This window comes from Campylobacter sp. 1569, assembly GCF_024723675.1.
In the GTDB taxonomy this organism is placed as follows: Bacteria; Campylobacterota; Campylobacteria; order Campylobacterales; family Campylobacteraceae; genus Campylobacter_D; species Campylobacter_D jejuni_C.
The window spans coordinates 38,222-51,347 of the sequence record NZ_JANQDB010000010.1; the positions used below are offsets into that span (position 1 = coordinate 38,222).

10 protein-coding genes are annotated in these 13,126 nt (G+C 30.1%); 1 reads left to right on the forward strand and 9 read right to left on the reverse strand.

Going from position 1 to position 13,126, the window contains the following annotated elements:
* Nucleotide 1: 1 nt before the first annotated feature.
* The 5 genes from CAMP5060_RS05980 to pheS are packed head-to-tail and all read right to left on the reverse strand — an operon-like array spanning nt 2 to nt 7,153.
* A complete protein-coding gene (locus CAMP5060_RS05980) occupies nt 2-1,669 on the reverse strand; it encodes a 30S ribosomal protein S1 (RefSeq protein ID WP_087699984.1) in 1,668 nt (555 codons plus the stop codon).
* A 55-nt stretch (nt 1,670-1,724) separates the two neighbouring features.
* Nucleotides 1,725-2,561 carry a 4-hydroxy-3-methylbut-2-enyl diphosphate reductase gene (locus CAMP5060_RS05985; protein ID WP_087699982.1) on the reverse strand — a complete coding sequence of 279 codons (837 nt, stop codon included), beginning with the start codon at nt 2,559-2,561 and terminating at the stop codon, nt 1,725-1,727.
* Complete coding sequence (aroA, locus tag CAMP5060_RS05990; protein ID WP_214100296.1) at nt 2,551-3,837, reverse strand: 3-phosphoshikimate 1-carboxyvinyltransferase; 1,287 nt, start codon at nt 3,835-3,837, stop codon at nt 2,551-2,553. Before aroA ends, CAMP5060_RS05985 begins: the two co-directional genes overlap by 11 nt.
* Entirely contained in the window at nt 3,834-6,164 is a 2,331-nt protein-coding gene (pheT, locus tag CAMP5060_RS05995; protein ID WP_214100295.1) for a phenylalanine--tRNA ligase subunit beta, read from the reverse strand. Before pheT ends, aroA begins: the two co-directional genes overlap by 4 nt.
* Nucleotides 6,161-7,153 (reverse strand): phenylalanine--tRNA ligase subunit alpha, encoded by a 993-nt coding sequence (gene pheS, locus CAMP5060_RS06000; RefSeq protein ID WP_087699975.1) that lies wholly within the window; start codon nt 7,151-7,153, stop codon nt 6,161-6,163. The genes pheT and pheS overlap by 4 nt, the downstream gene beginning before the upstream one ends.
* An 86-nt stretch (nt 7,154-7,239) precedes the next feature.
* On the opposite strand from pheS, the gene CAMP5060_RS06005 reads away from it, so the two are divergent.
* Nucleotides 7,240-7,605, forward strand: coding sequence for a histidine triad nucleotide-binding protein (locus CAMP5060_RS06005; RefSeq protein ID WP_039626806.1), 366 nt, complete (start codon nt 7,240-7,242; stop codon nt 7,603-7,605).
* A gap of 17 nt (nt 7,606-7,622) precedes the next feature.
* On the opposite strand, the gene pckA is transcribed toward CAMP5060_RS06005, so the two are convergent.
* From pckA to CAMP5060_RS06025, 4 genes are all read right to left on the reverse strand, one after another.
* On the reverse strand, nt 7,623-9,197 hold the full coding sequence (gene pckA / locus CAMP5060_RS06010) for a phosphoenolpyruvate carboxykinase (ATP) (protein ID WP_337218067.1): 1,575 nt from the start codon (nt 9,195-9,197) through the stop codon (nt 7,623-7,625).
* 10 nt (nt 9,198-9,207) lie between these two features.
* A complete protein-coding gene (locus CAMP5060_RS06015; protein ID WP_337218068.1) occupies nt 9,208-10,986 on the reverse strand; it encodes a biotin/lipoyl-containing protein in 1,779 nt (592 codons plus the stop codon).
* Between the two features lie 58 nt (nt 10,987-11,044).
* Nucleotides 11,045-12,379: a sodium-dependent transporter gene (locus tag CAMP5060_RS06020; RefSeq protein ID WP_214125829.1), complete on the reverse strand. Its 1,335-nt coding sequence runs from the start codon at nt 12,377-12,379 to the stop codon at nt 11,045-11,047.
* Between the two features lie 9 nt (nt 12,380-12,388).
* The coding region (locus CAMP5060_RS06025; RefSeq protein WP_337218069.1) for a sodium-dependent transporter at nt 12,389-13,126 on the reverse strand (738 nt) is incomplete at its 5' end.

Consider the following 13,126-nt stretch of genomic DNA (forward strand, 5'->3'; position numbering starts at 1 on the left):
ATTATGAAAGTTGATCTTTGATAATATCACCTAAAGTTACTTTATCATTATCATTGATTTCATTTAACGCTTCTCTTTCTTTCATTTTTGCAAGACTTTTCACGCTTAAACGAATTCTATTTTTCTTTTCATCAATGAAAACAATTAAAGCTTCTATTGTATCGCCTACTTTTAAACTTGAAAAATCAATATTACCTAAATCTTCTTTGTGAATTAGCGCATCAACACCTTCTTCAAGCTCCACAAAAACTCCAAAATCCTTAATATCTCTAATTTTTCCTGAGATAATATCATTTACTTGGTGTTTTTGCGCATAAACTTGCACAGGGCTTTTTTGCAATTCTTTAGTACTTAAAGAAATCTTTTGATTTTCTTTGTCTAGCTTGATGATTTTAACTTCCATAACATCACCAACTTTATACATATCTTTGCATTTATCGTTTCTATTCCATGAAGCGTCTTCATTGTGCAATAAACCTTCTAAATTTGCAATTTTTACAAAGGCACCAAAATTAGTCACAGAAGTAACACTACCTTTTACTACATCACCTACTTTATGTGATTTTAAAAACTCATCAAAAGGTTTTGCTAATAAATTTTTTAAAGAAACCCTAAGTCTTCTTTCTTTAGCATTAATCTCAATTACTTCCACATCAAGCTCTTGACCTTCGCTAATATAATCTTTTGGATTCTTAGCATTTTTATCCCAAGAAATTTCACTTATATGTAAAAATCCTTCTATATCATTTCCTAAATCAACAAAAGCACCATATGGCTCTATATTTGAAACTGTAACCTTAATGGTGTCACCAACCTCTAAACCATCTTTAATTTCATCCCAAGGATCAGGCATAGCAAGTTTGATAGATAAAGAAAGATGTTTTTTATCTTTATCATATTTAATCACTTTTACAGGAACCTTATCGCCTTCACTATATAATGAACTAGGATTTACTGGCCCTTTGTAAGAAATTTCACTATAATGAACCAAACCATCAACACCACCTACATCAACAAACATACCGTAAGTAGTGATTTTTTTAACAGTACCTTCTATAATTTCTTCTTGATTTAACACATTTGAGATAATCTCTTTGCGTTTTTTTCTTTCTTCATCTACTATTTTTTTTCTAGAAACTACTATACTTTGAGCTTCTTTGTCTATTTTGATGATTTTAACTTTAAAGGTTTTATTGATGATATTGTTTGAATCTTTAAAGCTACTTTGTGATTTTGGTAAGAAAAACTCTACTCCATTTTCATCCACAGCTACAAAGCCACCTCTATTTTTACCAATGATTTTTACATCAAAAATACTTTCATCATCTTTATAATTATCAATAAATTCTTTAACTTTTTGCTTTCTTAAAGCTTTTTTATGAGAAAGTAAAGATCTGCCACCGCGAGAACCCACTATAGCAACTTCTAATGTATCGCCTTCTTTGAAGATAAATTCGCCTTTGTCGTTTTGAATTTCTTCTATTGCTAAAATACCTTCTGATTTTTGCCCTACATTTACAAATACTTCATCGCCTTTAATCGCGACAATTATACCCTGTGTAGTTGCCTCCTCATCAGACTTAAAAGATTCTTCAAGCATTTGCTCAAAATCTTCTTCTATAATAATATCCTCTAGTCTGTTTTGAACTTTTTTGTTCACCTCGCTCATCGTGGTCCTTTGTTTTAAATTTTAATTCTTGATTATAGTATTGTTTTCTTTAAACTTAGTTAATTTTGGTGTATTCTTTGATTTTTTCCAAAACCAAATTAATCACCCAATCAGGTGTAGAAGCACCCGCGCTAATACCACATTTTTCTTTACCACTAAACCATTCTTTTTGAATTTCTTTTTCATTTTCGATTAAATAGCTATCCTCGCAGTAATTTTTTGCTATTAAAAAAAGTTGCTTAGTATTGGCTGAATTTTTTCCTCCAACTATTATCATTACATCACTTTTCTTGGCAAGTTCATTGATTGCTTCTTGGTTTTTAAAAGTTGCATCACATATAGTATTAAAAACACGCACTTCCTTAACCCTGAGCATTAAATAATTTACAATTTCCATAAATTTTTCTACTTTTTTTGTAGTTTGTGATACCACTGCAATTTTAGAAGGCAATTTAATATCAAGCAATTCTTTTTCATCAAGCACTACATAAGCCTTAGTACTTACATAACTTCTAACCCCTTTTACTTCAGGATGATTTTCATCGCCAAAAATTACCACTTCATAGCCTTCATTGCTCATTTGTTCACAAATTTTTTGAGGTTTAGTCACAAAAGGACATGTAGCATCAAAAATTTCCATATCTTTTTGCTTTAATTTTTCTAAATCTTGTTTTGTAATTCCATGGGTTCTAATGATGGCTTTTTTTTCTGTGCTTAATTCATTGATATCATTTAATGTTTTAACATTATAATTTTTCCAAAGTCTTGTGATTTCTTCATTATTATGAATTAAAGGGCCTATAGTAGCTGCATCTTTAATCTGCTCAGCCTTTTTAATGGCTCTTTTTACTCCAAAACAAAATCCATAACTTTTTGCTAGCTCAATCTCCAACTTTAGCTCCTATTTGCTTTAAAATCTCAATAAAATTTGGAAAAGAAGTTTTAATGCATTCGCTATCATCTACTTCCATTCCACATCTTAAACCTAAAATTAAAAAGCTCATCGCAATTCTATGATCTCCAAAGCTTTCTATTTTAGCACTTTTAGCTTCGCCACCTTCTACTTCAAAACCATCTTCAAATTCTTTTACTTTTATGCCACATTTTTGCAAATTTAATACAATTGATTTAATTCTATCGCTTTCTTTTACGCGTAATTCTTTAGCATTTTTTACAGTACTTTTTCCTTTTGCACAAGCAAAAGCTATAGCCAAAGCTGGAATTTCATCAATCAACCATGCGATATTTTCACTCACATTTATCGCTTTTAAGGGCGCACTTTCAACATAAATTTCTCCAATACTTTCAAAATCTTCATTAGTAGTATTATAAGTAATTTTTACACCCATTTTTTCTAAAATTTTAAAGGCTTCAATGCGTGTTTTATTTAACAAAACATTTTTTAAAACTACTTTTGAATGAGGCAAAATACAAGCGGCTAAGGCAAAATAAAAGGCTGATGATGGATCATTTGGTACACATACTTCAAATGCTTTTAATTTTTCTTTTAAAGGATTTATTTTAATAAAAGTTTTATCCTCATTTAAATATTCAATGCAAGCTCCCATTTTATTAAGTATAATCTCACTATGATCTCTTGAAAGCTCAATTTCTTTAAAATAACTTTCTTTTTTGGCAAATAAAGCTGCTAAAATTAAAGCTGATTTTACCTGAGCTGAGGCAATATTACTACTAAAATCAAAACCTTCTAACTTGGCTCCTTGTATACAAATAGGTGCTAAATTTGCATTAGCTCTTCCATAAATTTTAGCTCCTAAACTCATCAAAGGCTCACTTACCCGCTTCATCGGCCTAGCATTTAAATAACAATCTCCACTAAGTACAAAAAATTCATCTTCGATAGCACTTAAAAGACCTATTAAAAGTCTCATAGCTGTACCTGAATTGCCACAATCTAAAACACAATTTGGAGATTTTATATATTTTGGAGCTCTAATATAAATTAATCCATTAATTTCTTCAACTTCAGCTCCCAAAGCTTGAATAATTGCTAAGGTATGTAAGGTATCTTGGGCTTTTAAATAATTTTTAATTTTGCAAGTTCCTTGGGTAAGCAAAGAAAAGATAGCAAAGCGATGAGATATAGACTTATCAGAAGCTATATCTTCAAGCTCTACTTTAAAAGATGAAATAGGACTGATTTTCATCGAAGTTTTAAACCATGTTCATCATCTAAAGCTTTGATGATTTTATCAATATATCCAAGAATAATATTATCTTCTAAGGTTTTTTCAAAATCTCTAAATACTAAATTAATAGTCAAGCTATAAAAATCGCCTAAATTCTCATCTGTATATAAATCTACTACTCTAAAACTTTCTAATCTTTCAATATCTAATTTAGCAATAGTGTGTTTGATTTTTTCATATTCAAAACCCTTAGGTATAACTATACTTAAATCCCTGCTCATAGATGGAAATTTAGAATAAGCTTTAGCAGTTTTAAAGTCTTGTTTTAACCCTTCTAAATCAAGCTCACAAATATAAGTTTTAACCAAATCTCTTTTGTTTTCTATACTTAAATGCACTCTACCTATAAATCCTATACGCTTGCCATTTTTATATACATTTGCTTGCTCATATGGGCTTAAAAATGCGTATTCTGATTTTTGCAAACTAAACTCACCTATAATGCTCTTTAATTCTGCTAAAAAAGTATAAAAATCCACTAAAACAGGCTTGGCCTTATTTATGATTTTAGCTTCTTCTTTGTAACCACTAAAGATCATCGCAAATTTAGCATGCTCGTTTGAAAACTCATCAAAAACACTACCACATTCAAAAAGTTTAATTTTCTTTTTTGAATTTCTTAGATTAAAGCTTACTGCATTTAAAAGATGATTTATTAAAGTACTTCTTAAAGTATTAAGTTCGTTAGTAATAGGATTAATGAGTTTGTTTTTAATACATTTAAATCCTAGCTGACTTAATTCTTCTTCATTATCCAAAACATAATGCACACTTTCAAAATATCCATTGCTACTTGCTTTTAATCTTAAATTTTTAAGCTCTTGATAATCAAAATATACTTGATTTAAGCGATTTTTTTCTTTAAATTCTAAAGCTTTTGATGGGATATTATCAATACCAATAATTCTTACTATCTCTTCACTAATATCAGCTATATTTACTATATCACTACGGTGAAGTGGAATTTTAATATTAAATTGTTCATCATTTACCACACTTATTTCAAAGCCTAGTTTTCTAAGAATTTTGACTAAATTATTTTTATCTATAGGCATACCAATGATTTTATCAACCTCTGCACCAAAAATCCCAATAATATTTGCTTCATTTTCTTTAAAAACTTGTTGGCTTCCTGAAAAAACACTCATTGCACTAATTTTTAAGCACTCATTAAATAAATACTCCATTCCCAAAGAAAGCTTAGGCTCGCTGCCTCTTAAAGAACGATATATAGTGTCATTTTTCTTTTTATAAAAGGCTATTGCATTTGCTATAGTTTGAGGATGAGTATAACTTGCTTCTATAATGATGATTTTACTCTCATCATTGATTTTAAATTTATCTTCTTGCTCTATACCTGCTAAAGCAATCAACTCATCTTTATAATAAACCCCATATTCTCCATGTTCTTGAGTTTTAATCTCTAAAACAATCTTTTCATCGATTTGACATTCTTGACAAAGCTTATGAAAATCATAAGCACAAAAAATCACTCCGCTTGCATGAGTTGCATAAGTTAAAAGATTTTCTATGTTGTTATTTTTATATGCTTCAATCAAAGCAAGACGAATTTGTATCGTGATATTTAACTTAAATTCTTCTTTAATCTCTAGTGCCTTATAAGCAAAAAATCCTTCAACATCACTTTGATTTTTAACACTTAGTATTCTTCCTATACCTACGCTATTTTCACTTTCTTTTAAAGGGTTTAATTCTTTTAAATTTAAATCAAGTGCTGCACTCAAATCTCTAGCAACACCATATAAACTCAAGCAATCCCCGCGGTTTGGAGTAAGTTCTATTTCAATTAATTCATCATTAAAAAGTTCATAATCATTTAAAGCTTTTCCTAAAACCAACTCCCCCATGCTTTCATCTAAAACCATAATACCTTCATTGCTTTTTCCAAAACCAAGCTCACTAGAAGAGCAAATCATACCCATAGATTCAACCCCTCTAAGTTTGGCAGGTTTTATCTCAAGTCCGCTAGGAAGCACTGCACCTACTAAAGATACGGCTACAAATTGATCTTTATCAACATTTTTTGCGCCACAAACAATTTGTAAAATTTCATTCCCAACATCTACTTTACAAATATTCAATTTATCTGAATTTTCATGTTTAACTTTTTCTAAAACCTTACCTATTACAACTTTTTGGGGAGCTTTAACACTTTTGAAACTATCAACTTCTAATCCTATAGAATTTAAAGTATTTACTATAGTTTGTGTTGATATTTCACTTAAATCAATCCATTCATTTAACCAATTTCTACTAATAATCATCTAAATTGCTCCAATAATCTTAAATCACCTTCAAACATAGAACGCAAATCAGGAATTTTATGTAAAAGCATAGCAAAACGCTCCACACCCAAACCAAAAGCATAGCCACTTACATTTTTATAACCAACAAATTTATAAACATTAGGATCAACAACGCCACATCCTAAAACTTCAAGCCATCCTGTTTGCTTACAAACCCTACATCCACAACCTTTACAAAACACACAAGAAATATCTACTTCAGCAGATGGCTCTGTAAATGGAAAAAAACTTGGTCTAAAACGCACTTTTACATCGCCAAACATATGTTTTAAAAAATGCTCTAGCATATCTTTTAAATTTGCAAAATTTACCTTATCGCCTTCTTCTACCACAAGTCCTTCTACTTGATGAAACATAGGGGTATGAGTAATATCAAAATCTCTTCTAAAAACTGCACCTGGTGCTATCATTCTAATAGGTGGTTTTTGAGATAGCATAGTTCTAATTTGAACTGGAGAAGTTTGAGATCTAAGCAAGGTTTTATCTTCAAAATAAAAAGTATCTTGCATATCTCTTGCAGGATGATTTTGTGGTAAATTCAATGCTTCAAAATTATGAAAATCATCCTCAATCAAAGGCCCTTTTTCTATACTGAAATTTAAAGCTGTAAAATATTCTATGATTTTATCCATAGTTTGCATGATTGGGTGCAAAGCACCTGCATTTGAAGTTTCATCAAAAAAGCTAAAATCTTGCACATCTTGTTTCATTTTTTCATTTAAAGCTTTTTCTTCTAATTCTTTTAATTTTATTTGATAAGCCTCATTAAATTCATCTCTTGTTTTATTTAAACCATTGGCAAATTCTTTTTTTTCTTCACCTTGCAAATCTTTTAACTTTGCAAATTCTAAAGTCAAAATACCTTTTTTTCCTAAAACACTTACTTTTATATTTTCAAGCTCTGCTAAAGTATTTACAGAAGCAATTTTTTCTATCATATCTTGCAATTTTAGCTCCAACTAAATTTTTTTTAAACATTCTAATGTAAAATTATTTAAAATTAGCAAAAAATAACAAAAAAAAGGATTACTAAATGAGAGAAAAAACCGTATTTGAACTAATCGTAGAAGGAAAAATCCCTGCTAATAAAGTTTTAGAAAGTGAAAAATTTTTAGCTTTTCATGATATCAATCCTAAAGCACCTATTCATATTTTAATCATTCCAAAAGAGCATTTTGAAAACTTTCAAGAATTAAGACCTGAATTAATGAGTGAAATGACACAATTTATCCAAGAACTAGCTACTCTTTTAGGACTAGATAAAAGCGGGTATAGATTAATCACAAATTGTGGGAAAAATAGCGGGCAAGAAGTTTTCCATTTACATTTTCATATGTTAGGTGGATTTGAGCTTCCAAAAAATAAAGAAACCCAAATCAATCCTGAATCACTATTCTAAAAAGAGCTTAACTCTTTTTAGATAGCAGGACCAGCTAATTTAAATTCTGCTCCTTCTTTTACATCTTCATAGCGTTTGAAATTTTCTATAAACATTTTCGCAAGCTTTAATTTAGTTTTTTCATAAGCTTTTTTATCCTCCCAAGTATTAATAGGATTTAATAGCTTACTTTCTACACCCGCTAATTCTTTTGGAACTGCAAGATTAAATAAATCATAGTTTTCAAACTCACAATTTTGTATGCTACCATCTAAAATCGCATTAATGCAAGCTCTAGTAGCTTTAATGCTCATTCTTTTACCTACACCATAAGCTCCACCGCTCCAACCAGTATTTACCAGATAAACATTTACATTATGCTTGCTGATTTTTTCGCCCAAAAGTTTTGCATAAACAGTTGGGTGTAATGGCAAAAACACTTCTCCAAAACAAGCTGAAAAAGTCGCAACAGGTTCGGTAATGCCTCTTTCAGTTCCTGCTACTTTAGCAGTATAACCACTTAGAAAATAATACATTGCTTGTTCTTTACTAAGCTTACTAACCGGAGGTAAAACACCAAAAGCATCCGCTGAAAGGAAAATGATATTACTAGGATGACCTGCACTAAGGCTTGGCTCGTGATTTAAAATATGCTCTATCGGATAAGAAACTCTAGTATTTTCAGTTTTAGAACCATCATTGAAATCAACGCTTAAATCATCTTTTAAAACTACATTTTCTAAAAGTGCATTTTGCTTTATAGCTCCATAAATTTCTGGCTCACTTTGAGGATCAAGGTTAATGCATTTTGCATAACAACCTCCCTCAAAATTAAACACACCCTCATCATCCCAACCATGCTCATCATCGCCTATTAATTTTCTTTTTGGATCAGTTGAAAGAGTAGTTTTACCTGTACCGCTAAGTCCAAAGAAAAGCGCTACATCACCTTTTTCTCCAACATTAGCACTACAATGCATAGAAAGTTTATTTTCAAGTGGAAGCCAATAATTCATCATAGAAAAAATTCCTTTTTTCATCTCTCCACCATACCAAGTTCCACCAATTACTGCTATATTTTTTTCTATGTTAAAAATGACAAAAACCTCTGAATTTAAACCATCTTTTTTATAATCTTCATTAATACATTTGCAAGCATTATACACCACAAAATCAGGTTTAAACTCACTAAGTTCTTCTTCTTTTGGACGAATAAACATATTTTTTACAAAATGCGCTTGCCATGCAATTTGAGTTACAAAACGCACAGCTTTACGACTTTTTAATGAAGCTCCACAATATGCATCTTGGATATAAATATCACTATTACTAAGTTGTTTTTTAGCTTTTGCTAAAAGTTTTTCAAATAACTTCTCACTAATAGGTTGATTAATCTTACCCCAAGCAATATATTTTTGTGAAGGATCTTGTTTTACAAAATATTTATCCTTAGGACTTCTTCCGGTAAAAATTCCCGTATCCACACTAAAAGTACCATTTTTAGTACATACACCTTCATTATTGTTTTTTTCGTGTTTTAAAAGCTCATCATAACTAAGATTATGAAAAACTTGTCCGATATTTTCTAAACCTAAATTTTCTAAACCTATCATTTTTGCCTCCTTATTTATAAGTCATTAAAGCTTGGCCTTCACTTACACTCTCACCAGCATTTACTAAAAGTTCTGCAATTTCTCCATCTTTACTTGCATTAACTTCAATCTCCATTTTCATAGCTTCAAGTACAGCTACAACTTGCCCTGCTTTTACACTATCATTTTCTTTGACTAAAATTTTAAATACATTTGCATTCATACTTGCAACAATAGCATTATCACTCGTTTGGACTTTTTTAGCTTCTGTGTTGTTGCTACTTACTTTTACAGCACTTTTAACATTAACATCTCTATCAAAACCTGCACTTACTTCCACATGGTATTTGTTACCATTAACTGAAACGGTAAATTGATTTTCATTAACAAGACTTGGTTTTAATTTGCTATTTTTTCTAACATTAACCTTAGCTTCGCCTTTTAAAAAAGCTATGCCTTTTTCTTTACAAGCTGCAACGATAAAAATATTTTCTTCACTTGTTTCTAAATTTTCTTTTTCCAATAAGTTTTTAATATAAGCTATGCTTTTACTCTCATCTGCATCGGCAATATCTGTTGCTAATTTTGTAGTTGGCTCTAATTTTAACTGCTCGCTTGCAAGCTTAATTACTTCAGGATCTGGAGCAACGGGTGTTTTTCCAAAATATCCTAAAACCATCTTTCCATATCCATCTGCTATTTTTTTCCAAGGTCCAAACATTACATTATTAAAAGCTTGTTGAAAATAAAATTGCGATACAGGAGTAACCGAAGTGCCATAACCACCTTTTTCTACTACTTCTTGCATGGCTTTTATAACTTGAGGAAATTTATCTAAAATATTATTATCTCTCATCATTTGTGTATTAGCAGTTAATGCCCCACCTGGCATAGGTGAAAAAGGTATTAAAGGATTTACCGCTGTTGCTTCAGGTGGTAAAAAATAATCTTTTAAACAATCTTTTAATACTTCTTCATATTTTAAAATTTTCTCTTCGTCCAAACCAAGATCAAAATTACTTCCCTTTAGAGCATGAAGCATGGTTAAAATATCAGGCTGAGAAGTACCACCACTAACAGGAGCTGCAGCTAAATCTATACCATCAACACCTGCTTCTAAAGCTGCTAAATAGCATGCTATACTCACCCCTGCAGTTTCATGCGTATGTAATCTTATATGCATATTTTCAGGCAGGTTTTTTCTAGCCATTTTAATAACTTCATAAATTTTATTTGGATTTGAAGTTCCACTTGCATCTTTAAAACAAATACTATCAAAAGGAATTTGTGCTTGTAAGATTTCTTTTAAAATTCTTTCATAAAAAGGTACATCATGCGCACCTTTACATTTTGGAGGTAAATCCATTAAAGTAATAGTAATTTCATGTTTTAAACCATGCTTAACTATACATTCTCCACTAAATTTTAAATTATTTACATCATTTAATGCGTCAAAATTTCTTATGGTGGTTGTGCCATGTTTTGCAAACATTTTTGCATGCAAGTCAATAATTTCTTTACTACCTGTATCAAGTGCTACAGTATTAACCCCTCTTGCAAGGGTTTGTAAATTTGCTTCTTTTCCAACAATGGCTCTAAATTTATCCATCATTTCAAAAGCATTTTCATTTAAATAAAAAAATAAGCTTTGAAACCTTGCTCCACCACCAAATTCAAAATGCTTAATGTCTGCTTCTTTGGCTGCTTCTAGGGCAGGAAAAAAGTCATTCATTAAAACTCTAGCACCATAAACAGATTGAAAACCATCTCTAAATGTGGTATCCATTACATCAATTAATTTTTTAGCCATAATTTTTCCTTATTTTTACATCTTTGCAATTATAACTCTACTTTCTTAAAAAATAAATTTATAAAATTTGATTTAACATAATGATAATAATCGCAACAGGCGCAACGAATCTAAGTAAAAAATACCATACTTCAAAAATAGCTTTACTCATAAATTTAGAAAATAAATTATAGATTTTCATTTTATCTACAAAAAATCCCACAAAAATAGCACTTGCAATCGCTCCAAGCGGGAGCATAAAATTAGAAGTTAATTTATCCAAAATATCAAAAAAACTTAGACCAAAAAAGCTAAAACTAGCTCCATAACTAGCACTAAAAGATAAAATACAACTCATCCCTAAAAGAAAAACTACAAAACCTATAAAAACCAAAGCTTTTTTTCTTGAAATTTTATATTCATTCACAAGATAAAAAGTAAAAGGTTCTATCATAGAAACTGCTGAAGTAATTCCTGCAAAAAATAAAGCTAAGAAAAAATAAAAGGCTAAAAAATGCCCGAAAATAGTGCCTAAATTAGAAAACAAAGTTGTTAAAGATATAAATACAAGTCCAGCACCTTCTGCGGGATTGGCATTAAATTTAAATATAAAGGTAAAAACAATAAGCCCCATCATCAAACCTATACTGATATTTAAAAGCACAATTACAATTGAGCTTGTAATTAAATTTGTATCATCTTTTAATGAAGCTGCATAAGTGGTAATACAACCTATACCTAAACATAAAGTAAAAAAAGCAAGACCTAAAGCTGTTAAAACAGAGTTTAAACTAAGTTTGGTAAAATCAGGATAAAACAAATAGGCAAAAGCTTCCTTAAAACCATCTTGAAAAAAACAATACACTAGCATTAAAACAAGCATGATAAACAAACTTGGCATAATCCAAACATTCAGTTTTTCTATACCACTCTTAACCCCTCTTGAAACAACAAATAAAGTAAGAAAAAAAGCAATTAAAAAATACAAACTACTTTCTAAAATACTATTTTGTATTAAATTTCCAAATAAAACTCCTGCTTCTTGAGTATTGCTAGGTAGATAATAAATCGAAGTTATCATGTATTTTAAAACCCAACCCATAATAACAAGATAAAAAGATAATACGAAAATTCCACCAAGCATAAAAAATCCAGCAAATTTCCATTTTTGAGCATACTTAGTTGCTAAGCTTTTATAAGCATTGACAGGATCACTTTGACTTAATCTTCCCATGGCAATTTCAGCCAAAAATACACAAAATCCTATACTAATAGTCAAAAGCAAGTACAAAAGCACAAAGGCAAAACCACCATTTTGACCTACTAAGGTTGGAAATTTCCAAGCATTTCCAAGCCCTATAGCCCCGCCTGCAACGGCTAATACAAAACCTATTTTAGAAAATTTATCATTCATTTTAATACCTTAGAAAAAAAGCTGTCTAGCCATGATTAAAACAACCGCTAATGGAGAAATGTATCTTAAAAAGATATACCAAATTTCAAAATACACCCCGCGCATAAATGGTTGAAATAAAATTTGCAAAGCTTCTTTTTTAAGTACAAAACCTACAAAAAATGCTGTAATTAAAGCAGAAATTGGCATTAATAAATTTTGTATGAAAAAGTCTAAAATATCAAAAAAGCTTTTTCCAAAGAAATTTAAACTTGATGCACTTACGTGATAAAAAGAAAGTATAGATAAACTTCCAAGAAAATAAACAATCATACCCACAAAAACCAAAGCTTTTTTTCTTGAAATTTGATAACGATTTATAAGATAAAAAGTAAAAGGTTCTATCATGGAAATAGCTGAAGTAATCCCTGCAAAAAACAATGCAATAAAAAAAGCTACAGCTAAAATATTTCCCAAAAGTCCTAATTTTGCAAAAAGCGTTGTTAATGATATAAATATAAGCCCTGGGCCTTGTTGAGTAGGATCAGCTCCAAATTCAAATATAAAAGTAAAAACAATAAGCCCCATCATTAAACCAATGATAGTATTAATAATGATAATATTTAAAGCACTACTTATAAAATTTGTTTTATCAGGTAAACTTGCTGCATAAGTTAAAATCACACAAACACCCAAAGACATACTAAAAAATGCAAGACCTAATGCATCTAATATAGAATTAACACTTAATTTTGAAAAATCAGGCAC

Coding starts and splice junctions, on each gene's coding strand:
- CAMP5060_RS06015 (WP_337218068.1), bottom strand. CDS start 10,986: ATGGCTAAAAAATTAATTGATGTAATGGATACCACATTTAGAGATGGT.
- CAMP5060_RS06005 (WP_039626806.1), top strand. CDS start 7,240: ATGAGAGAAAAAACCGTATTTGAACTAATCGTAGAAGGAAAAATCCCT.
- CAMP5060_RS05980 (WP_087699984.1), bottom strand. CDS start 1,669: ATGAGCGAGGTGAACAAAAAAGTTCAAAACAGACTAGAGGATATTATT.
- pheT (WP_214100295.1), bottom strand. CDS start 6,164: ATGATTATTAGTAGAAATTGGTTAAATGAATGGATTGATTTAAGTGAA.
- aroA (WP_214100296.1), bottom strand. CDS start 3,837: ATGAAAATCAGTCCTATTTCATCTTTTAAAGTAGAGCTTGAAGATATA.
- CAMP5060_RS06020 (WP_214125829.1), bottom strand. CDS start 12,379: ATGAATGATAAATTTTCTAAAATAGGTTTTGTATTAGCCGTTGCAGGC.
- pckA (WP_337218067.1), bottom strand. CDS start 9,197: ATGATAGGTTTAGAAAATTTAGGTTTAGAAAATATCGGACAAGTTTTT.